Origin of the sequence: Hymenobacter defluvii, from assembly GCF_017589435.1 — a bacterium.
Lineage (GTDB): Bacteria > Bacteroidota > Bacteroidia > Cytophagales > Hymenobacteraceae > Hymenobacter > Hymenobacter profundi.
In genome coordinates this window covers 514,023-535,508 of sequence record NZ_JAGETX010000002.1, presented here as the reverse complement: position 1 = coordinate 535,508, position 21,486 = coordinate 514,023, and the positions used below count along the sequence as shown (strand labels likewise).

General features: G+C 56.6%; 18 protein-coding genes. 7 read left to right on the top strand and 11 right to left on the bottom strand.

What is annotated here, in order from left to right; genetic code table 11:
- Positions 1–6: 6 nt before the first annotated feature.
- Positions 7–597: a YdeI/OmpD-associated family protein gene (locus J4D97_RS06345; protein WP_208306837.1), complete on the top strand. Its 591-nt coding sequence runs from the start codon at positions 7–9 to the stop codon at positions 595–597.
- Positions 598–667: 70 nt separating this feature from the next.
- Here the strand turns inward: J4D97_RS06345 and J4D97_RS06340 are convergent, their stop codons facing one another.
- A complete protein-coding gene (locus J4D97_RS06340) occupies positions 668–2,890 on the bottom strand; it encodes a S9 family peptidase (RefSeq protein WP_208306836.1) in 2,223 nt (740 codons plus the stop codon).
- 316 nt (positions 2,891–3,206) lie between these two features.
- Positions 3,207–3,476, bottom strand: a complete 270-nt coding sequence (locus J4D97_RS06335; protein ID WP_185281791.1) for a hypothetical protein — start codon at positions 3,474–3,476, stop codon at positions 3,207–3,209.
- 308 nt (positions 3,477–3,784) lie between these two features.
- Here J4D97_RS06335 and J4D97_RS06330 point away from each other — a divergent pair, with 308 nt between their 5' ends.
- Together J4D97_RS06330 and gcvP are read left to right on the top strand one after the other, a co-directional pair.
- The gene (locus J4D97_RS06330) at positions 3,785–4,819 is read left to right on the top strand and encodes a cyclic nucleotide-binding domain-containing protein (RefSeq protein ID WP_208306835.1); all 1,035 of its coding nucleotides are present in this window, start codon (positions 3,785–3,787) and stop codon (positions 4,817–4,819) included.
- Between the two features lie 247 nt (positions 4,820–5,066).
- Positions 5,067–7,994 carry an aminomethyl-transferring glycine dehydrogenase gene (gene gcvP, locus J4D97_RS06325; protein ID WP_208306834.1) on the top strand — a complete coding sequence of 976 codons (2,928 nt, stop codon included), beginning with the start codon at positions 5,067–5,069 and terminating at the stop codon, positions 7,992–7,994.
- Between the two features lie 136 nt (positions 7,995–8,130).
- Here the strand turns inward: gcvP and J4D97_RS06320 are convergent, their stop codons facing one another.
- Positions 8,131–8,445: an SH3 domain-containing protein gene (locus tag J4D97_RS06320; RefSeq protein WP_185281788.1), complete on the bottom strand. Its 315-nt coding sequence runs from the start codon at positions 8,443–8,445 to the stop codon at positions 8,131–8,133.
- A 201-nt stretch (positions 8,446–8,646) separates the two neighbouring features.
- Between J4D97_RS06320 and J4D97_RS06315 the strand changes: the two genes are divergently transcribed.
- Positions 8,647–9,261, top strand: a complete 615-nt coding sequence (locus J4D97_RS06315; RefSeq protein WP_185281787.1) for a DUF4136 domain-containing protein — start codon at positions 8,647–8,649, stop codon at positions 9,259–9,261.
- 99 nt (positions 9,262–9,360) lie between these two features.
- On the opposite strand, the gene lipA is transcribed toward J4D97_RS06315, so the two are convergent.
- Both lipA and J4D97_RS06305 read right to left on the bottom strand, forming a co-directional pair.
- Positions 9,361–10,254, bottom strand: a complete 894-nt coding sequence (gene lipA, locus J4D97_RS06310) for a lipoyl synthase (RefSeq protein ID WP_185284374.1) — start codon at positions 10,252–10,254, stop codon at positions 9,361–9,363.
- Positions 10,255–10,415: 161 nt separating this feature from the next.
- Positions 10,416–11,207 carry a hypothetical protein gene (locus J4D97_RS06305; protein WP_208306833.1) on the bottom strand — a complete coding sequence of 264 codons (792 nt, stop codon included), beginning with the start codon at positions 11,205–11,207 and terminating at the stop codon, positions 10,416–10,418.
- 113 nt (positions 11,208–11,320) lie between these two features.
- Here J4D97_RS06305 and J4D97_RS06300 point away from each other — a divergent pair, with 113 nt between their 5' ends.
- Positions 11,321–11,725: an OsmC family protein gene (locus J4D97_RS06300; RefSeq protein WP_185281785.1), complete on the top strand. Its 405-nt coding sequence runs from the start codon at positions 11,321–11,323 to the stop codon at positions 11,723–11,725.
- A 192-nt stretch (positions 11,726–11,917) separates the two neighbouring features.
- Here J4D97_RS06300 and ytxJ read toward each other — a convergent pair whose 3' ends face one another.
- The 4 genes from ytxJ to J4D97_RS06280 form a co-directional block, all read right to left on the bottom strand.
- Positions 11,918–12,259 (bottom strand): bacillithiol system redox-active protein YtxJ, encoded by a 342-nt coding sequence (ytxJ, locus tag J4D97_RS06295; protein WP_185281784.1) that lies wholly within the window; start codon positions 12,257–12,259, stop codon positions 11,918–11,920.
- 13 nt (positions 12,260–12,272) lie between these two features.
- The gene (locus tag J4D97_RS06290) at positions 12,273–12,578 is read right to left on the bottom strand and encodes a hypothetical protein (protein ID WP_208306832.1); all 306 of its coding nucleotides are present in this window, start codon (positions 12,576–12,578) and stop codon (positions 12,273–12,275) included.
- Between the two features lie 78 nt (positions 12,579–12,656).
- Positions 12,657–12,986: a hypothetical protein gene (locus tag J4D97_RS06285; protein ID WP_208306831.1), complete on the bottom strand. Its 330-nt coding sequence runs from the start codon at positions 12,984–12,986 to the stop codon at positions 12,657–12,659.
- Between the two features lie 333 nt (positions 12,987–13,319).
- On the bottom strand, positions 13,320–15,299 hold the full coding sequence (locus J4D97_RS06280; protein ID WP_208306830.1) for an alpha-ketoacid dehydrogenase subunit alpha/beta: 1,980 nt from the start codon (positions 15,297–15,299) through the stop codon (positions 13,320–13,322).
- Between the two features lie 128 nt (positions 15,300–15,427).
- Here J4D97_RS06280 and J4D97_RS06275 point away from each other — a divergent pair, with 128 nt between their 5' ends.
- Positions 15,428–18,064 carry a SusC/RagA family TonB-linked outer membrane protein gene (locus J4D97_RS06275; protein WP_208306829.1) on the top strand — a complete coding sequence of 879 codons (2,637 nt, stop codon included), beginning with the start codon at positions 15,428–15,430 and terminating at the stop codon, positions 18,062–18,064.
- Positions 18,065–18,148: 84 nt separating this feature from the next.
- Here J4D97_RS06275 and J4D97_RS06270 read toward each other — a convergent pair whose 3' ends face one another.
- The gene (locus J4D97_RS06270; protein ID WP_208306828.1) at positions 18,149–18,886 is read right to left on the bottom strand and encodes an SDR family oxidoreductase; all 738 of its coding nucleotides are present in this window, start codon (positions 18,884–18,886) and stop codon (positions 18,149–18,151) included.
- Between the two features lie 78 nt (positions 18,887–18,964).
- A complete protein-coding gene (locus tag J4D97_RS06265; protein ID WP_208306827.1) occupies positions 18,965–19,861 on the bottom strand; it encodes an AraC family transcriptional regulator in 897 nt (298 codons plus the stop codon).
- A 213-nt stretch (positions 19,862–20,074) separates the two neighbouring features.
- Here J4D97_RS06265 and J4D97_RS06260 point away from each other — a divergent pair, with 213 nt between their 5' ends.
- Entirely contained in the window at positions 20,075–21,355 is a 1,281-nt protein-coding gene (locus J4D97_RS06260) for a M16 family metallopeptidase (RefSeq protein WP_208306826.1), read from the top strand.
- Positions 21,356–21,486: the final 131 nt, after the last annotated feature.

The window sequence follows — 21,486 nt, the reverse complement described above, 5'->3', positions numbered from 1 at the left end:
GACGCCATGGCCGAAAAAGAACTACCCGTTTTTCGCCCGACAAGCCGGCAGCACTGGCGCGAGTGGCTGGAAGCGCACCACCTTGAACAACAAGGTGTTTGGTTGGTGTATAGCAAAAAGAAATCAGCTATACCTTCCCTAACGTGGTCCGAAGCAGTGGATGAAGCGCTCTGTTTTGGGTGGATAGACAGTAAGGCTGAGTCCATCGACGAAACAACGTACCGGCAGTTCTTCTGTCCCCGCAAACCCAAAAGTGGCTGGTCGAGAATCAACAAAGAGAAAATTCAGCGCCTGCTAGCGGCAGACCAAATAGCCCCGGCCGGCCTAGCCAGCATCGAAACAGCCAAACAGAACGGCTCCTGGACGCTCTTAGATGAAGTGGAAGCGTTACAGATTCCGGCAGATTTAGAACAAGCGTTTCGGGCAAAGCCCACGGCGGAAGCGTACTTCGCCGGCCTGAGCCGCACCGACAAACGGAACCTGTTGCAATGGCTGGTGCTGGCCCGCCGCCCGGAAACCCGCCAGAAACGCCTCACCGAAATAGTGGAATTGGCTGAGCAAGAGCTGAAACCAAAGCAGTTTCGGGGCCAGAAGTAATCCTAACGCAAACGCCCCGCGCAGTCGGTTAAGACTACGCGGGGCGTTGCTTTTCCTACCCTGCTAGTGCTTATCGTCCGGCTGTGCGCGGGTCGGGCTTGGGCTGCATCTGGTAGTCGTGGGGCGGAGTGGCACCGGCTAGGTTCTGCACGAAATAGTCCCAGCGTCGGCGCGTCATGTAGGGCGAGTCTTGGCCGTAGCCGTGGGTAGCGTTCGGGAAGATGACCAGGTCGTAGCTCTTGTTGGCTTTGGTGAGGGCATCTACCACCAGCAGCGTGTTGTAGGGCGGCACGTTGTTGTCCATCATGCCGTGAGCCAGCATCAACTTGCCTTTCAGGTTTTTAGCCGATACGGCGTTGGCCTGGTTGTCATAGTTGGAAGCGCCGTTGTCCTGAGCCGTGAGCAGGCCAATGTACCGCTCGCCCCAGTCGTCCTCGTAGTTGCGGTTTTCGTGGTTGCCCGACTCAGAGATGCCTACTTTGAAGAAATCGGGGTAGCGGAACATGGCCGCGGCCGTGGCATAGCCGCCCCCCGAGTGCCCCCAGATGCCCACCCGGTCCAGGTCGAAGTAGGGGTATTTCTGAGCCAGCTGCTTGATGCCGGCTACCTGGTCGGAGAGGGTGTTTTCGGCCATGTTGCCGTAGCAGGCATCGTGGTAGCTCTTGGAACGCAGCGGGTTGCAGCTGCCTTCTAGCACCACTACCACAAAGCCCAGCTCGGCCAGCGCCTGGTTGTCGCCGCGCGCCGCCAAAAACGACCAACTACCCACGCTGCCGCCCTGCGGACCAGGATAGATGTAGTCGATAACCGGGTACTTCCGGCTGGGGTCCAGCTTGGTGGGCGTGAACAGGAGGCCGTGTAGGTCCAGCTGCCCATCGTGGCTTTTCACCAAGATGGGGGTAGGGGCTTTCCAACCGGTGGCCACGAGGCGCGAAATGTCGGTCTTCTCCAACGTCAGGAGCAGCTTGCCGTCCAAGTTGCGCAGCACGCTCACGGGCGGCACGTCGGGCTGGGAGTAGGTATCAACGAAGTAGCGGCCCGAGGGCGAAAACTCGATGCGGTGGTTGCCTTTTTCGGGTGTGAGTAGCGTGAGGCCCTTGCCATCTAGGCCAATGCGGTAGAGGTGGGTGAAGTAGGGGTTACCCGGCTCCCGCCCATCGGCCAAGAAGTAGAGCTGGCGCTTCTGCTCGTCTATCTTTACTAGCTGCGTTACCACCCAGTTACCCTTGGTAATCTGGTGTTTGACTTTGCCGGTGGTGGCGTCGTAGAGGTAGAGGTGGCCCCAGTCGTCACGCTCCGAGTACCAGATAATTTCCTTCGATTTCGGCAGGTAGGCCCAGTTAATGGCGCCCTGGCCCGACTCGTACTGCGTTGCTACTTTCTCCTCGAACACCTCCCGCACAGCACCCGTCTCAGCATCGGCAATCCGAAACTTCTCCTCCTTATGGTCGCGCGAGGTCGACACAAAGGCCAGCTGCTTGGCATCGGCGCTCCAGTCCACATCATCGAAAGTGCCGCTGCTGGAAATGTCGTCGGAGAGGGTGCCGCGGTGCGGGTCGGGCGGAAGTTGCAGGCGCACCACCTTGGCCGGGTTCACGTCCACAATCACCCGCTCAATGGTGATAATGTCCTTGTCGCCGGGTAGGGGATATTTCCAGCTTTTGAGGGTAGGGTGGCCTACGTTGGTGGTCACCAGATACATGTCGCCTACCTTGCGCTGGTCCTGCTGGAAGGTGGCAATCTTGCGCGAGTCGGGCGACCAGCGCAGCACGGGCCGGTCGCTGCTGCTCCAGCCGGCGTTGTCGGTGGCGTAGCCGTAGTCCTTCACGCCATCGGTGGTCAGCTGGGTTTTCTGGTCGGTTTTGGTGTTGCGCACCCACAGGTTATAGTCCTGAATGTAGGCCGCCAGCCGCCCATCCGGCGACACCACCTCGTTGCGGTCATTGGGGTTTTTTTGGGCCTTTGCCGGGGTAGGCGCCACGGGCGGAGAAGCACTAACAGTGCGCGTCTTGCGGGCCGGGTCTACCAGCACGTACTCGCTACCCTGCGCCGTGAGCGTGCGGTACCAAAACCGGTCGTTGTCGAGCCAGTTGGGCTCACCCATGGCGTGGTCTACCAGCGGCTGAGTGTTGTAGCTCATAAATTGCTCGGCGCGGGCGTAGTCCTGGGCCGTAACGGTGGGCTGCTGCTGTGCCTGTGTTGTTATCGATACCAAGCAGGCGGCCAGGGCGAGGGGTAAGAAACGGGCGCGCCTGAAAGTGAGCAGGTGAGGAATGGGGTTGAGGTTGGGCATAGATGTGGCTGATTCTAGGATAAATAACGTGTTTTTATACATCAAAGTCAGTAGATATAAAAAATAGAACGGTCGCCTCTTTTAGGGCGACCGTTCTATTTTTTACTGTCAATATCAGATATTCAGAGCGATGGGCAGTTGCCGTATCGGCTGAGTAGTCTTGCGTTGAGTAAGCTTGTAATGATATAGTTTAATTGATACAACCACTAACGATTACCCTCAGCGCTCGGCTATGAGTGTCTGCCTATGTAGTTTAATAACAAAATCCTATAGCGAAAACCAATGGTGGCTCACCTAAGTAGTCCACCTCTATAGGTTAAGCAGAAAAAGACAGCGCCTGCGTAACCTCAAGAATTGCGCACTTTTTCAAAGAGATTTCCAGCATTTGGCAAATTGCCTTCACATCAGCAAGTGCTTGCTCAGGGCTTTTGGTTAGATGAGCGACAACATTGATTGGCAGCGACACAACCAGATCTTCCTCAGTGGTTCCTACAACGTGTGTGTAGCCATACTCTGGTCCCATCAGGGTGTTGCGGACTTTACCTTGCATGGTGTCCGTATCGAATGTTAGTAATGTGTGCTTCATGTGAATGCGAATGATGACGTTTGAAATTGTATTTTAATTATTTTGGAAGTGGCTCATCTAATAAGCGAGCAACTAATTCCTAATCGTGTTTTTTGCGCTTCATATCTGTAGAAGACACCTGTCAAACAACCTTAGACAGTAAGCGTGGCACAAATTTCCAATATATAGTTGGCTCATGCTATGATCAGCGTCACAACTGGTCTTGATTTTGATTAAACGTGTGATGATTAAAATCAATTTGGATTTTAATCATTTTCATTGATTGCAAAAATGGTTGGCATGGCAGAAAATTTCTCATTCCGTTTAAGATGAAACGAATTCTTTTACTGCACCGGAATGAGGAGCAGCGCAGCTCCATCACTTCGCTATTGAGCTTGGCCGGATACGAGGTGGTCTCTTTCAGCGAGGGCTATCAGGGAGTGGAGTCTGCCAAGCAACGCCAGCCTGATTTGGTTCTGTGTGCTACTGAGCTGCCCGATGTAGATGGCTATGGCGTTCTGCACTTGTTTCGCTGCACCGCTTCCCTGGCCGCTACTCCGTTCATTCTCATAGGTTCTACGGCAACTTGGGCCGATATGCGGCGGGCTATGGATGCCGGTGCGGACGATTATCTGTCTGTACCCTTAGTTGCGGGTGAACTGCTCCAAGCAATAGCTGGGCGTCTCCACCGCTTCCACCTACTGCCTGCCGAGCCTATAACCACCGGGCACGATGAGGAGGCCGTAACAGGATCCTTATCTTCTTTGATTACGGATCGTACGCCGCACATCGTAGCTCGCCGGCACAGTGTGTATAGGGAGGGAGAAGATCCCAAACAGTTGTACTTTATTCAATCGGGTCGTATCAAAGCAATTAAGACGACTTCGTTTGGCAAAGAGTTGATTACCAGCTTTTACCAAACAGGGGAATTTTTTGGCTATAAGGATTTACTGGAACAAACGTGCTACCATGAATCGGCAGTGGCGATAGAGGATTGCGTGCTGTTGCACATCTCGGCTGCTGACTTTTTACAATTGGTGCGCTTGCCCGAGGTAAGCCAGCAGTTTGTTCGCTTGTTAGCTGGGCGTAAGCGAGCACGCGAGCAGCAATTGCTGGATATGGCCTACCAGTCGCTCCGCCGCCGCGTAGCAAATGCTCTTCTTGTGCTACACAATCAAGAAGAAGCCACCGAGGCGACCTCCTTTATTCGCGTAGCGCGCGAAGATCTGGCCTCCCTAGTAGGCATAGCACCTGAGTCGTTGAGCCGGACTTTGAGCGAGTTTCGGCACGATGGCCTACTGGAAGTTTCATCGCAGGGAATCCGCCTGTTGCAGCCAGATTATATGCGGCAAGCCGAATGGTAATTCTCGGTTGGTAAGTGTCGCTGACATTCGTATGCCTGCTAAATAGGCATTTGTTGAACATATTCTATGTTTTTCGCGGTTCTAACCGAAGGAAGATGCGTCCTCATTCTGGCCGCCTTAACTAGACCTTCTCGCTCTTACTTTGTTGGCTTAACAACACTCTATATTCCCAAGCTGCCCCTTTTCACACTACCTTTGTAAAGGCCGATTCGAAGGCCTTTTCTTCCGTCACTCCTACTCCTCATACATGACCCTGAAACCTCAGCCTGCTGACGTGTTTGTAGACCGCCACAACGGCCCCGATGAAGCCGCCGTGACCGAGATGCTACGCGCCATTGGCGTCGAGTCACTCGACCAGCTCATCGACGAAACCGTGCCGGCCGCTATCCGTTTGCAGAAGCCGCTCGACTTGCCCGCTGCCCTCACGGAGCGGGCTTTTTTGGCGAAATTCGCGCAGATTGCCGGCCAGAATAAGCTCTATAAGAACTACATCGGCCTGGGCTATTATCCTACCCAGCTGCCGCCTGTTATCCAGCGCAATATCCTCGAAAATCCCGGCTGGTACACCGCCTACACGCCCTACCAGGCCGAAATTGCCCAAGGTCGTCTCGAAGCCCTCATCAACTACCAGACGATGGTGATGGAACTGACCGGCCTCGAAATTGCCAACGCTTCCCTGCTCGACGAGGGCACGGCCGCGGCAGAGGTGCTGCACATGTTTCACTCGCAGACCAAGAAGAAAAACGCGCATAAGTTCTTTGTGTCGGAGCAGGTGCTGCCCCAGACGATTGATGTGGTGCGTACCCGCGCTACCCCGCTCGGCATTGAGCTGGTAGTAGGCGACCATCGCACCGCTGACCTCACCGACGAGGCCCTATTCGGCGCCCTGCTGCAATACCCCGCTGCCGACGGCGCCGTGTATGACTACACCGACTTCATTGCAAAGGCCCACGAAAGCGGCCTGCTGGTAGCCGTAGCTGCTGACCTACTGGCCCTTACCCTGCTCACCCCTCCCGGCGAGATGGGCGCCGACGCTTGCGTGGGCAACTCCCAGCGTTTCGGTGTGCCCATGGGCTACGGCGGACCGCACGCCGGCTTCTTTGCCACCAAAGACCAGTTCAAGCGCGTCATTCCGGGCCGCATTATTGGGCAGAGCATTGATGCGGCTGGCAACAAGGCCTACCGCATGGCCCTGCAAACCCGTGAGCAGCACATCCGCCGCGAAAAGGCTACCTCCAACATCTGCACAGCGCAAGTGCTGCTGTCGGTGCTGGCGGGTATGTATGCCGTGTACCACGGCCCGCAGCGCGTGCGGCAATTTGCGGTTAATGTGCATAGCCTCACGCAATTGCTGGCGCAGGAGTTGAAGGCTTTAGGTCTGGAGCAGCAGAACGAATTCTATTTCGATACGCTGACCTTCAAGCTGGAAAGCGAGGAACTGCAAACGGCCATTCGTCAGGAAGCCGAGGCCGCAAGCATCAACTTCCGCTATTTCCCCCAGGACGGCACGGCCCGCGTGGGCATTGCCCTGAACCAAAATACAGAAGCCGAAGACGTAGCCGACATCGTGCGGGTGTTTGCGAAAGTGCTGGGCAAGTCGTTCGACAAAACGCTGACCCTACCCACTGAAACGGAGCTGAATTGGTCTGAGGCACTAGTGCGTCAGAGCGCCTACCTCACGCACCCGGTCTTCAACACGCACCACTCCGAAACCGAGATGCTGCGCTACATGAAGCAGCTCGAAAACAAGGACCTGAGCTTGGCGCACTCCATGATTCCGCTCGGCTCGTGCACCATGAAGCTAAACGCCACCGCCGAGATGATTCCGGTGACGTGGCCTGAAATCGGTGGCTTGCACCCTTTCGCCCCGCGCGAGCAGGCGAAAGGCTACACGCAGATTTTCAACGATTTGGAGCAGTGGCTCTGTGAAGTTACCGGCTTTGCGGCCGTGAGTTTGCAGCCCAACTCAGGTGCCCAGGGTGAGTACGCCGGCCTACTAGCCATCCGCGACTACCACGAGGCGCAGGGCAACAGCCACCGCAACGTGGCGCTCATTCCAGCTTCGGCCCACGGCACCAACCCCGCCTCAGCTGTAATGGCCGGCATGCAGGTAGTGGTGGTGAAGAGCACAGAAGACGGCAACATCGATGTGCAGGACTTGAAAGACAAGGCCGCCAAGTACGCCGATACCCTGTCGTGCCTGATGGTGACCTACCCCAGCACGCACGGCGTGTACGAGGAAACCATCATCGATATCTGCCAGACCATTCACCAGCACGGCGGCCGTGTGTACATGGACGGCGCCAACATGAACGCCCAGGTGGGCCTCACCTCGCCCGCCACCATTGGCGCCGATGTGTGCCACCTGAACCTGCACAAAACGTTCTGCATTCCGCACGGCGGCGGCGGACCCGGTGTAGGTCCCATCGGCGTAGTAGCCGACCTGGCGCCCTACCTGCCCGGCCACGTGGTGGTAGATGCTGAAGGTCGCACGGCCGGCGCGGTATCGTCGGCGCCGTGGGGTTCGGCCAGCATCCTACCCATCAGCTACGCCTACATTTCGATGATGGGTGGCGAAGGGTTGACGCAGGCTACGCGCATTGCTATTCTAAACGCTAACTATCTGAAGGCGAAGCTGGAATCGCACTACCCGGTGCTGTACGCTGGTGCCAACGGCCGCTGCGCCCACGAGATGATTCTGGACTGCCGCCAGTTCAAGAAGGCCGGCATCGAGGTAGAGGACATTGCCAAGCGCCTGATGGACTATGGTTTCCACGCGCCTACTGTGTCGTTCCCGGTAGCGGGCACGCTGATGGTAGAGCCTACCGAGTCGGAAAGCAAAGAGGAGCTGGACCGTTTCGTAGAAGCAATGGTGAAGATCCGGGAGGAAATCCGTGAGGTAGAACAAGGCCGCGCCGATGCCAAGGACAACGTGTTGAAGCATGCTCCGCACACCGCCGCCACCGTATTGGTGCACGACTGGACGCGCCCCTACTCCCGCGAGCAGGCGGTGTACCCCACTGACTACGCCCGCGCCTACAAGTTCTGGCCCGCCGTATCGCGCGTTGACTCAGCCTACGGCGACCGGAACCTGATCTGCTCCTGCACCTCTACCGAGGACTACGCCGATGAGCCTGAGCAGTTGGTACAGGCCGACAAAGGCCCGTCGTATTAAGCTGATAGCTAACGAAGTCGACTTCGCATTGCTACACAAAAAGGTGCGTGTAGTTGAGCTTTAGGATTATTGAAAGCAAAACCGGCCGACGCTTCTGAAGTGTCGGCCGGTTTTGTTATAAAACGGAGGGTAGGAATTACCATTGCTTCGGGAAGCATGTGCGGTACATATAGCCGGTTACTACCTTGTCGCCGTTGCTCACGCGGGCTTTCACGAAATAAGCATCTACAGAGTCAATTACCTGCACCTGCATACCCGATTTGATTTCTGCCAGTTGAGGCGAATCCTTCTTCATGCCATCATATAGGATGCATTCAACGGCAGCCGTGCGCTCAACTGGGGCTTTGGAAGCGTGGCTGTTGCCACGGCCATCTTCGCGGGCAGCGTTGCAGCCACCGAGTAGGGTAAGGGCCAATAAGCCTGAAAAGGATACGCGTACTGTTTTTTTCATGGTAAAGGAAGTATGGTGTAATGCGGAAAAATTTATATTTTATCAACTTCCTCGCCCAGCTTCCTGAGTATAGCAATTTCGATACCAGAGGTGCTAACTAACGGGGAACGTTGGCTTTACGTGTGGTGTTTACTCTATACCATCGGCCACCTCGCCACGTTATAGCGAGGGCCTGGTTTCTCCCACGTTTTTAACTTTCGTATGAATCGTATATCCCGTTTCCTGAATCGCTCTGCCACGTTGGCGCTGGTGGGCGTTGCTTTGCTGCTAGGCGCTAGCAGCTGCGCCACCTCTTCCCGGGTAGGCGTCTCCTCCGATTTTGACCACGCCGTGAACTTCCGGGCTTACAAAACCTGGGCGTGGTATCCACAGCAGCCGGTAGATGCAGAGGGCGGCCCAGCCAAGGGCTACGAGTCGTTCTTGGATCAGCGCCTGCGTACGGCCATCGACCGGGAGCTGACCAACAAAGGCCTGACGCGGGTTGAGAATAACCCCGACATCTACGTGGCCTACAATGCCAAGGTAGAGGAAAAGCAGTCCGCATCGCCCTACTATAATGGCTTGGGTTACCCCTACTATGGTTATGGCATGTATGGTGGCCTATATGGCAGGGGCTACGCGCCTATGAGCCAGTATGCGGCCGGCACAGTCATCATCGACTTAGTAGATGCCAAGCGCAAAGAGCTGGCGTGGCGCGGTTCGGGCCAGGCTCAGATAGATAACAACCACTCTATCTCGGAGCAGGAAGTGTACCGAATCGTGAACGGCATCATGGGCGTGTACCCGCCTTCCGATCAGGCGCAAGCCCGTCGCTAAGCTTCTTCTCGATTAAATAGAAAACCCCGCTAACATCGTGTTAGCGGGGTTTCTTTATGCATATACATCATGCCTCGCATGATGTATATGCAGGCTGCCCTAGATCGGCACGTTTACGTGGCGCTCGGCGTGGTAGGAGCTGCGCACCAATGGGCCGCTTTCCACGTATTTCAGACCACGACGCAGACCTTCTTCGCGGTAGTGAGCAAAGAGGTCGGGGTGAATGAATTCGGCTACCTCTAGGTGGCGCTTGGTGGGTTGTAGGTACTGACCCAGGGTTAGAATGTCGAGGCCGTTGGCTACAAGGTCATCCATGGCTTGGTACATCTCTTCCTTCTTCTCGCCTAAGCCCAGCATGATGCCCGACTTGGTGCGGTGCCCAGCGGCTTTCGTCCGGCGGATTTGCTCCAGCGAACGGTCGTACTTGGCTTGTGGGCGCACGAGGCGGTAGAGGCTGCCCACGGTTTCTACGTTGTGCGAAATCACTTCCTGTCCGCCCGAAATCATGACGTCCAGCGCTTCCCAGTTGGCTTTCACGTCGGGAATAAGCGTTTCGATGGTAGTGGTAGGAGAAAGCTGCTTGATGCGCACCACCGTCTCGTGCCAGATACTGGCGCCGCGGTCCTTCAACTCGTCGCGGTTTACGGAAGTAATTACGGCGTGCTTTACACCCATCGTCAGGATGGCTTCGGCTACGCGGCGGGGCTCGTCGGTATCGTACTCGTTGGGGCGGCCAGTGGCCACGGCACAGAACGAGCACGAACGTGTACAGATGTTGCCCAGAATCATGAAGGTAGCAGTGCCCGCACCCCAGCACTCGCCCATGTTGGGGCAATTGCCGCTTTCGCAGATGGTGTGCAGCTTGTTTTCGTCTACCAGCTTGCGCACCCGGGCGTACTCGGGGCCTACGGGCAGCTTCACGCGCAGCCAATCGGGCTTGCGGGGCCGGGCCGGTGCAACGGCTTCCGGCTGTATTACGGGTAGTAGCAGCAGATCATCCATAGATAACAAAGATACGCAGCGCATGGCTTACACAAAGATGGCAGCCAATAGCGACGCTAGGTTTCCTTCACAACCATTAGCTGCGGAGAAAAGTTGAGGGCCTGAAAAGACAACAGGGTAGGGTTGAGGGCCTGAAAAGACAACAGGGTAGGCTAGCTGCGGTGCCCGAGGTAGATGGTGAGGTACACCGAGGGGTAGAACTGCTTGTTGAGCTTGGAGCTGGGCACGTTGTTGTCGCGCAGAATCTCTACGCGCTTGGTGTACATCTCCAACAGAAAGCCAGTTTCCACGCCGGCTACCGCGTCGCGGTAGCGGCCGTACTCAAAGCTGAGCGCCCCGCGTAGGTGCGCGCCTACCGTGGGCTTAATTTCGCTGGCACCCCGGAACAGCGGGGCCCGGTCGATGGGCGTTTGGGCGTTATTGGGGTCGTATTGCGCCTCGCGTATGTCCTGGGAAGCGCCGGGTATCGGATTGCCGTTGCCATCGCGCAGGGTGTAATCGTAATACACATAGTAAGGCATGAGCAGCCCGATAGACGGGCCGGCACTAGCCAGCGCATTTACCTGTACGCCCGACTCAGCCGCTTTCCGGAAGATAACGCGCTGCAAACCCACAGAAGGCCGCAGCACATAGAAATAATTGGTCTTGCCCGGCACATAGGAACCGCCGGTGTAAGGATTGATGAATTTATCTTCTTTCTGTCCTTTCACTTCCACTGCCTCTAGGCTCCAGAAGCGCAGCCAGTCCTGCGACAGCACTTTAGAGGAGCGAAAATGCACTCCGCCAATTAGGCCCCCTTGGGTGTTGAAGTTGACGCCGTATACCATTTCCTTACGGTAGGAAGGATCATCGCCGCTGCTGGCGGCACTTTGTGCGCTGGCAGCACCGGCCGCGGTCAATAGCAGCGCCAGAGTTGAAAAACCGGAAGCCAGTAAAGTTCGCACGGCAGGCAAAGAAGCTAAGGGCGAGGAGATTCGAACAGAAAACGACCGCTCCGAGGCAGCCTGATCGAAAGTACGTAAATTTGTTGTCATTGTCCTGCCAAATTTCTGATTCTATGAGCACTGCCAGCGCCCGCTATACCGGCCAACTACGTACCGAGGCTACGCACAACGCTTCCGGTAACACGATTATTACCGATGCGCCCGTAGACAACCACGGCCGGGGCGAGGCCTTTTCGCCCACTGATCTGGTGGCGGCTTCGCTAGGCGCCTGCATGATGACCATTATGGGCATCGTAGCCGAGCGCCACCAACTGGACCTCACCAGCGTTACGTACGACGTGACCAAGCACATGGCCGCCGAGCCGCGCCGCATCCGGCAAATTGACGTGCAGTTTCACCTGCCCGCCAGCCTACCCGAAAAGGAGCGCGCCCTACTAGAGCGTGCCGCCCACACCTGCCCCGTAGCGCTTAGCCTGAACCCGGAAATCAAGCAGGAAGTTTCGTTCCTGTATGAGTAGGGAAGTGGTGAAATAGTGAGTTTGTAAAGTTGTGAATAAAGAGTGCATGTCATCCTGAGCGGAGCGAAGGACCTTCTCACACCTGAACGACTGACATAATAACATCTCGTTCTATCGTGAAAAGGTCCTTCGCTCCGCTCAGGATGACAGATTCTTTTTCACAGCTTCACAACCTCACCACTTCACCTTTTCCTATTTCACTAATTGCTGCACGTCGCTGAGGCGGATGCCCATGTGTGAAGCGTCGTAGCTGCACTCGCCGTTTTGGATGAGCAGCAGTTGCGGCGACTGGTGCTCTACGCCAAACTTCTGAGCTATTTCGTTGGAAATGGGCCGGTAGCGGAGCAGGTCGAGGTAGTAGATGGGGGTGCCATCGAGGCCGGCCGAATCCCACTGGCGCTCAATCTTGCCTTTGGCGGCAGCGCTGATGGAGCAGGTAGTGCTGTGTTTGAAAACCAAAACCGGATGCTCGTGCGATTCCTGCACGATGTCGGCAAGCTGTTCGGGTTGGGTGAGGGGTTGCCAGGGAGTCATACTTCAGAGCGTTTTAGAGTTGTTTTTTGCGGGTAAGACGTAAGCCGGGGGCCGTTGGTTCGCTGACGCGGGCTGTGCCGGTGCGGTCAAACCGGTAGTTGTTGCGGCTGTCGCGGGGTAGAGGCGTGCCTGTTTTGCCCCGTTTCAGCGCTTTCGGCGTAACGGCCAAGTGCGACTCTTTGTACTTAGCCGGGTACTTGGACGCGTCGCGCAGGGCGCGGCGGTTTTCGGACCGGTGCTGGGCCGGGGTGGTGTACTCCGTTTGGGCCGAGGCCGAAGCAGCCAGTAGCAAGGCAGGTAGAAGTAGCAAGCGTTTCATACCAAAGCATACGGAAAGTGGGAGAGGGTAGCCATGCAAAACGGCTTGATTATCTGCGAGTCAACAGGAATGAGGGCGCTAAAATATGATGCCCAGAAACCGGTATTGCCCTACTTTACGCTTCCGGCTGCGGTCACGTGTTTTCTTTTTCAGTAGTCCCTGTTTGTCGTAGCTGTTGTGCTGGGGCGGCGCGTTTTCTGCCTGAGCAGTGCTCTGGCTGCTGCCATTCGCACTCTGCTCGGCATCAGGAGCAGAGGCCTTCGCCTTTTTCATCTTGGGCTGCGGCGGACCTGTGGGGTCGGAAATATGGTAGCGGTGACAGCCTGTTTGGGCTAAAAGCAGCCAGCCGCTCAACAGCACGAGCAGTACCAACCGTAAACACTTTGTGGGCCGAGTAGAGAAAAACATAGGCAACGGGTTGATGCAATGAGAATAGAACCTTGCCCAGAAATCAAGCCAATAACGCTACTATGGTAGAATTAAAGCAGGAGGAAGTAACGCAAAAATAGGTTTTGTATGGAGCCTTTAGACGCTCTAAAATGGACATTCTGAGCGCAGCGAGGTATCTGAATAAAAGATTCCTCGCTGCGCTCAGAATGATGCCTTTACAAGCTGTGTAAGTTAAATGGGTGAGCAGTTGAAAGGTTATAGAGACGCATAGTTGCGCCTCATAACCGTCCGAATCGTTCAACGATGAGACGCAAGTATGCGTCTCTACACCGTTCGAGCGGCGCGAAAAGCTTAGTAGTTGCAGAGCTTCTCCACCGCATCGCGTAGGCGCTGAAGGGGTAGGAAGTCCTTTTCCAGGGTAGGGGCAAAGGGCACGGCCGTATCCAAGGAGGCCACGCGGTGCACGGGCGCATCGAGGTGTTCAAAACAGTTTTCGCCAATCCAGGCGGCCAACTCCGCACCCAAGCCGCCCGTGAGTGTGTCTTCGTGCAGCACTAGCACGCGGCCGTTTTTCTCGGCGGTGCGACGCACGGCCTCCTGGTCCCAGGGTAGGAGCGTGCGCAGGTCCAGGATATCGCAGCTTACATTCAATTCTTCCGCCATTTGTAAAGCCCAGTGCACACCCATGCCGTAGGTGACGATGCTCAGTTCGTTTCCCTCGCGCACCAGGGCCGCTTGCCCAATGGGCGTAGTGTAATAGGCATCGGGTACGAGGCCACTCACGGAGCGGTAAAGCAGCTTGTGCTCAAAGTACATCACTGGGTTGGGATCTTCCAGAGCGGCGCAGAGCAAGCCCTTAGCGTCGTGCGGGTTGCTGGGAAATACCACCTTCAGGCCGGGGGTGTGCGTAAACCACGCCTCGTTGCTCTGGGAGTGGAATGGTCCGGCCGCGGTGCCAGCGCCGGTGGGTAGGCGCACCACCACATCGGCGTTTTGACCCCAGCGGTAGTGGCTCTTGGCTAAGTTGTTCACAATCTGGTTGAAGCCGCAGGTCACGAAGTCGGCAAACTGCATTTCTACCATGCTCTTCTTGCCGCGCACGCTCAACCCCAAGCCAGCTCCCAAGATGGCCGACTCGCACAGGGGCGTGTTGCGCACCCGCCCCTTCCCAAACTCCTCTACCAAGCCTTCTGTTGCTTTGAACACGCCGCCATATTCGGCAATGTCTTGGCCCATGAGCACCAGCTCGGGGTAGCGCTCCAAGCCCTGGCGCAACCCGTCGCGGATGGCATCTACGTAGCGTTTCACGGTGGCAGGAGCGTCGGGGGTAGGTGTTTGCTCAGAGCCCTCGAAAGGAGCGTACATATCGGCCAGCTCGCGGATGGGGTCGGGGGTAGGGGCGGGGAGGGCATCGGCTTCCCGCAGGCCCTGTTCAATCTCCGCCTTTATCTTCTCCTGGAACTGATGGCGGGCCGTTTCGCTCAGCAGGCCTTCGCTGATGAGCCATTGCTCGTACGTAGCCACGGGGTCTTTGGCGGCCCACTCCGTGAACAGCTCCTGAGGAACATACTTGGTGCCGCTGGCTTCTTCGTGCCCGCGCATCCGGAAGGTGAGGGCCTCTACCAGTACCGGCCGTGGGTTTTGCCGCAGGTCTTCGGCCAGGCGCTGAATGGTGCTGTGCACTTCCAGCACGTTGTTGCCGTCGATTTGCACGGCTTCTATGCCGTAAGCGGGGCCTTTATCAATAAAACTCTTGCAGCGGAATTGCTCGTTGCTGGGGGTAGAAAGGCCGTAGCCGTTGTTTTCGATGAGAAAGATAACCGGTAACTGCCATACGGCGGCCACGTTCAGGGCCTCGTGAAAGTCGCCCTCTGAGGCGCCACCGTCGCCGCTGTAGACCAGTGTCACACGCTTTTGCTCGTCCAGCACGTCCGCCAGTGCAATGCCATCGGCCACAGCCAGCTGCGGGCCCAAGTGGCTGATCATGCCCACAATGTGGTGCTCGCGGGAGCCAAAGTGAAACGACCGGTCGCGGCCCTTGGTGAAGCCGCCTTCTTTGCCCTCCCACTGCGCAAACAGCCGCCCCAGCGGTACCCGCCGTGCCGTGAATACGCCCAGGTTGCGGTGCAAGGGTAGGATATATTCATCAGAGTTGAGCGCCAGCGTACTACCGACTGCAATGGCCTCCTGCCCAATGCCCGAAAACCACTTGCTGATTTTGCCCTGCCGCAGCAGAATCAGCATTTTCTCCTCAATGAGGCGGGGCTTGAGCAGCTCTTGGTAAATGGTTAGCAGTTGCTCGGTGGGGTAGGCGGCGCGGTCGAAGGGCATAGCAATAGGGGCTCAAAAGGGTAACGCTGGCAAAAGTAGGCGTTTGCACCGGAAGGGGAATCGTGGGATGATTTTTGGGGTAGGCGGCCGACTCATTTTATAGCCTATTCTACTTCTACTGTTTGCCTATGCGCCCACTTTTACTTGTTGCTTTCCTCTGTACTACCGTGCCTACTCTGGCCCAACAACCCGATACGCTGGCACCGCGACGGGTGGCGGTAGCTGTATCAGCTATGGCCGCTCCCCTTACTTTGCCAGGTATTGATTCATCTAGAGCTTCTTTTATTGACCGAGTACAGGGTATAGTTATCGAGAGAAAAAGATTTTCCCCCTTCTTACCTGTCCAAGAACAGCTGCGCCAGGTAGCCGGCGTGCAGGCTACGCCTTACTCCGGGGCGCCGGGGGCGCAGATAGCGGTGCGTATTCGGGGCGCAGGCAGTTTTGCCGATAATGCCCAGCCGCTGTATGTGGTAGATGGCATGCCGGTATTTCAACGCGCATTTCGGTTGGGTATGATAGGAGCCGCTTATTTGGATGCGTTGCCAGAAATAAGGGAGCTAGACACTAACCCACTGCTGCACATCCCGACGGAAGACATCGAGCAGGTAGAAGTATTGAAAGGGGCCTTCGAAACCGCGCAGTACGGTTCGCAGGGAATTAATGGCGTTATTCGTATCACTACGCGCCGGGGCCGTGCCGAAGCGCCGCACGTGCAGTATACTGGCTACGGTGGGGTGCAGCAAGCCCGCTACCGCTACGAGCTGCTGAATGCCCGACAGTACGCCACACTAGCCAACGAAGCCGCCCGCAACGATGGGGAAGCACCGCGCTTCTCATCAGCCGAACTAGCGGCTCTAGGCCGGGGCACTGATTGGCAAGAGGAGCTACTGCGTACGGCCGCCGTGCAGGAGCACCACCTCAGCCTCGCGGGCGGTACGGCCGCCACGCACTACTACACCGGCGTCGACTACCTAGGCCAGCAGGGCATAGTGCTGAACTCCAACCTGCGCCGCTATGCCGTGCGGGCCAACGTGGACCAGCAAATAGGGCAGCGCCTGCACGTAGCGGTGCGGGGTAGCCTAAGTGAAACGCAGCGGCGTGTGCCGTATTATTATGCTTTGCAAAGCGCGCTTTACGAGCGGCCTACCCGCACGGCGCAGGACACCACTAATCAACGGTATTTGATGAATCCGCTGCGGGAAGCCCGCGAACGGTACCAGACGCCCCACCAGCAACGGCTGCTAGCGCAATTAGACGTGCAATACCGCTTGGCTACTGGGCTCACGTTGGAAGTACTAGGCGGATTAGAACGGGCCACGCAGCGTAGCCAGTCGTATCAATCGGCTTTCTACTCTGCTGCCGGTAAGAATGGTGATATCACCAGCACCTACAAGCAATGGATAGCTAATCCAGCCCTACGTTACAACCGCAGCTTTGCAGGTGATAGGCATACCGTAATTGCCAGTGTGGAGGCCATTCGGCAGCAGCAAAGCACTACGGACGATCTGCGAGGGTATATGCCAGGTACTCCCGTGGTAAATCTTCAATATAGTACATCGGAAATAGGTAGCCTCTTTTACCGATTCACTGGTGGCTACACGTTTGCAGAGCGCTATCAAGTGCAAGGGAGTGTACGACACGACGTTCTATCTACTTTTTCTGCTGACGACCGCAAATTCTGGCTGCCGGGTGCGCAGGTTATGTGGCATGCAGACAAAGAAGCCTTTTTACGGGACAACACAACCATAAGCAAACTAAACGCGTGGGTAGGCTGGGGCTATACATCGGGAGCGGGCCATGTAGGGCGTAATGGGTATGCGTGGTCTATACCTAGTTTCCCCGCAGGTGGTACTAATGAACCACTTCTGCTGCGGGAGCGGAGTCGGCAGCTCGATGCTGGCCTCTCGCTGGGTCTGTGGCAGCACCAGCTGAACGTAACGCTGCAAGGCTACACTCGGCGCACTATTGATGATAAGCTGTCGTCGTTTCATGAGCTGCCGGGCGCACTGCACAATAAGGGGCTAGAGCTATCCGTGGACGGCCGGTGGCGACTAGGCGCGGTGCAGGGTAGCACAGCATTAGCCGGCGCTATCAACCGCAACCGCTACCAGGCAACGCCCTCAGCCACCCCTTCGCGATACGAGCAAGCCGTATACAACCGGCCGCTCAGCACCTTTTATGGGCTGCATTATCTTGGAGTAGACGATTCTGGTCGGCCACGCTTTACGGAGGACAATGCCAGTACCCCACAGGATGAGGGCTGGCAGCCGCATGGCAGCGGCCTACCCCGGCAATTACTCACCCTCACGCAACAAATTCAATACAAACGGTTTGCGCTAAATATGCAGGCTGATGCGATGTGGGGCTACCGAGTGCAGAATGCGCAGCTAAGCAGACTAGATGTGCCACTTGGTGTCTACAATGCAACTACCCGCGTGCTGGACCGCTGGACGCCCACTAATACCACAACCGATGTGCCGCCAGCCAGCCAGCAATTGAGCGTCTTATCTTTCAGTGACTACAGCCAGCAATCCGGCAACCACGTCCGCCTGACGGCCGTCACGCTCAGCTACCCGGTATGGGAGCGGCAGGCCCACAGCGTCAGCGTGTGGGTAGGCGGGCAAAACCTACTGGTACTTACGCGCTACCGCGGTTACGACCCCAACGTTAGCTCCTTCGGCTCCGACGGCACGCAAGCCGGCTTTGATATAGGCGCCTATCCCACGGCGCGCACGTTTCTGCTGGGCGTACGCGCCACGTTGTAAACAAGGCCATCCAATTCTAAAGCAAAAGCGGTCCGTCTCATTAGTAGAGGCGGACCGTTTTTACTTGGTGGTAGCCAGCTAGCTTTACCAAGGCATTTCGTCGCCATCGCCATCCGCGTCGTTGCTGAAGAACTTGCCGGTAGGGCCGTCGGCGCCTATGGTGGCGTACTTTGCAATGATTTTGGCGGCGTCTTCTACTGTGCCGGGGCCGCTGTGCTGGTTGAAGTCGGTAGCGGTATAGCCGGGGTCTACGGCGTTGACTTTGAACGGCGTATCGCGCAACTCATACGCTAGCACCACCGTGTAGGCGTTTAAGGCCGTCTTCGAGGGTCCATAGGCGCCTAATTTCACCGCGTAATATTTCCACGACGGGTCGCTGTGCATGGTTAGGGAGCCTAGGCCCGAGGTGACGTTGACAATGCGCGGTGCCTCGGACTGGCGTAGTAGGTCCAGGAAGGTTTGCGTGACGTTGATGACGCCGAAGAAGTTGGTATCAAATACGTCCCGGATGATCTGCGTATCGGCAGTGGCGGCGGCTTGCGGCATGGCACCGTTGATGCCCGCGTTGTTGATCAGCACGTCCAGCGAATCAAGTTTCTGCCCAAGCTCTGCGCGGGCTGCCTGGATGGAGGTCAGATCCGCTACATCAATCTGAATGGGCTCCACGTTGGTCAGGCCCTCGGCTTTCAGCTGCGCTACTGCTTCATTGCCATTTTCCAAGCTGCGGCTTCCCAGGTAAATAAAATAGCCTTGCGCGGCCAGTTGACGGGCGGTTTCCAGCCCAATGCTGCGATTGGCGCCGGTGATAAGTACAGTTTTCATGTTGCGTCGTCGTGTTGAATGAAGTACGATGCAAACCTACCATCGTGCTGCGGGCAAGCCGTAACCCATATTCCGGTTTCACTGGTACATTTCGCGGGTAGCTAGGCGGTAGTGTAAAGGCGTTTGCTGGGTGAGGCGTTTGAAGAAACGATTGAAGTAGGAAGCATCCTCAAAGCCCAGTTGAAACGCAATTTCCTTGCTGGTGTATTCGGTATGAAACAGGAGGCGCTTGGCCTCCACCACCAGCCGCTCGTGGATGTGCGCAATAGCTGACTTGCCACTCTGCGCTTTCACAACCTCGCTGAGGTGGCCGGCCGAGAGGTGCAGCATGTCGGCGTAGGTAGCCACGTCGTGGTGGCGGGAGTAGGAGGCGTCAATTTTGGTCCGAAACTTACTCAGCAGCGCAGCTTCGTCGGCCTTTTCCGAAGTGCAATATTGCTCCGTGTACAGCCGGCTGAGGTACACCAACAGCACATGCAGATAGGCCAGCAACACGGTCCGGTGCCAGGGCTGAGCCGCGCTGTACTCGACGTAGGCCTTCTCCAAAATGTCTTGCACAAATGCCACATCCGATGGCGCCAGGTGCAGTTCGTGTCCGTTTTGTGGGTTCTGAATAATGGGCAGCTGGCGCAGCACGCCACTACTGTCCAAGGCCAAAAACTCTTCCGTAAAGTTGAGATTGAACCCTGAAACCGGCTGTAGCACTTCCTTCAGGTGTACTTGGTGCGGCACGGTAAAGTAGAGCGTGTCGGGCTTGAGGGTGTAGGCGGTGGTATCAACCCAATGCCGCCCGCTTCCTTCCCAAAGCAACACCATAAAATAGTAGTCCTTCCGGTGCGGAATCAGCAAATCGTTCTTGCCATGCACCGCAATGCGCTCCATTTTACGAAGCTGAAAGGAGGAACCGCCCGTGGCGTCGGGTACCTCCAGCGGGTAGCTCGGAATGGAAGGGTAGGAGATAATAGGAGCGTACATAGCAAAAGTAGGCTGGTGGCGTTGGGAGCGATTATGCAATAAACAGAACCCAGCAGCAAAAGGATAGTGCCATTGGTTTTCTTGCCGTCGGCAGCAATACTACTCAAGGCTTGGCCCCCGAAGGGTAGAGCACCTAACTTCCGCCTCCGGCTACCGAACCTACCGCCGATTTCGTAAGTTGTAACTTCCAAAAAAGAACTGCTTCTTCTTGATATGATCAATTTCACCGAATTTAAGCTTGATAACGGCCTGCGCTGCATTGTGCACGAAGACCACACCACGCCCCTGGCTGTGCTGAACGTGCTCTACAACGTGGGCTCGCGCGATGAGGACCCCGACCACACCGGCTTTGCGCACTTGTTTGAGCACTTGATGTTTTCGGGGTCGGTGAACATCCCGAGCTACGACGAACCCTTGCAGCTGGTAGGCGGCGAGAACAACGCCTTCACATCCCCCGACATCACCAACTACTACCTCACAGTGCCCGCAACCAACATCGAAACCGGCTTCTGGCTGGAGTCGGACCGGATGCTGAACCTGGCGTTTTCGGAGAATGGCTTAGAGGTGCAGCGCAAGGTAGTAGTGGAGGAGTTCAAGCAGAACTACCTCAACCAGCCCTACGGCGACCTGTGGCTGAACCTGCGCCCCCTGGCCTACCAGCAGCACCCCTACCGCTGGGCTACCATTGGCAAGGAAATCAGCCACATCGAAGAAGCCAACATGCAGCAGGTGCGCGACTTCTTTGCCAAGCACTACGCCCCCCAAAACGCCGTGCTGGTAGTAGCCGGCGCCGTTACAGAAGCCGAAGTGAAACGCCTGGCTGAGAAGTGGTTCGGCCCGATTTCGGGCGGCACGCGCTACGAGCGCCAGCTACCTCAGGAGCCCCGCCAGACCGAAGCCCGCTTCCTGGAACTGACGTCCGACGTGCCGCTGTCGGCGCTCTACAAAGTGTACCACATGCCCAGCCGCGCCGACGACGCCTACTACCCCGTCGATCTACTGGGCGACGTGCTGGGCCGCGGCAAATCCTCGCGCTTGTATCAGCGTCTGGTGAAGGAGCAGCAGCTATTCAACTCCATTTCGGCGTCCGTATCGGGGTCGTTGGAGCCGGGGCTGCTGGTGGTAAGCGGCAAGCTGAACGCCGGCGTAACTCTAGAAGACGCCGACGCAGCGGTAGAGGCCATTATTGCCGAGTTGCGTACCGAGCCAGTGCCCGCCGAAGAGTTGGAAAAAGTAAAGAATCAGGCCGAAGCCAGCATTGTATTCGGAGAAATCGAGCTGCTGAACCGTGCCATGAACCTGGCCTACAGCAAGCTCATCGGCGACGCTAACCTGGTGAATCAGGAAAGCGAAAAAGTGCAGGCCGTAACACCCGAAGCCGTGCTGGAAGCGGCGCAAGAAGTGCTCCGGCCTACCAATTGCAGCACCCTCTACTACCGCGCTCAACCCAAAATGGCCGCCGCTACCCTAGCCGCTGTGGAAGAGATGGAATAAAGCGTAAGTGGTTAAACAAGAACGTCATGCTGAGCTTGCCGAAGCATCTCGCGTGCTGATGAATGTTACTATCTTTTATCAGCACGCGAGATGCTTCGGCAAGCTCAGCATGACGTTCTTGTTTATGAAAA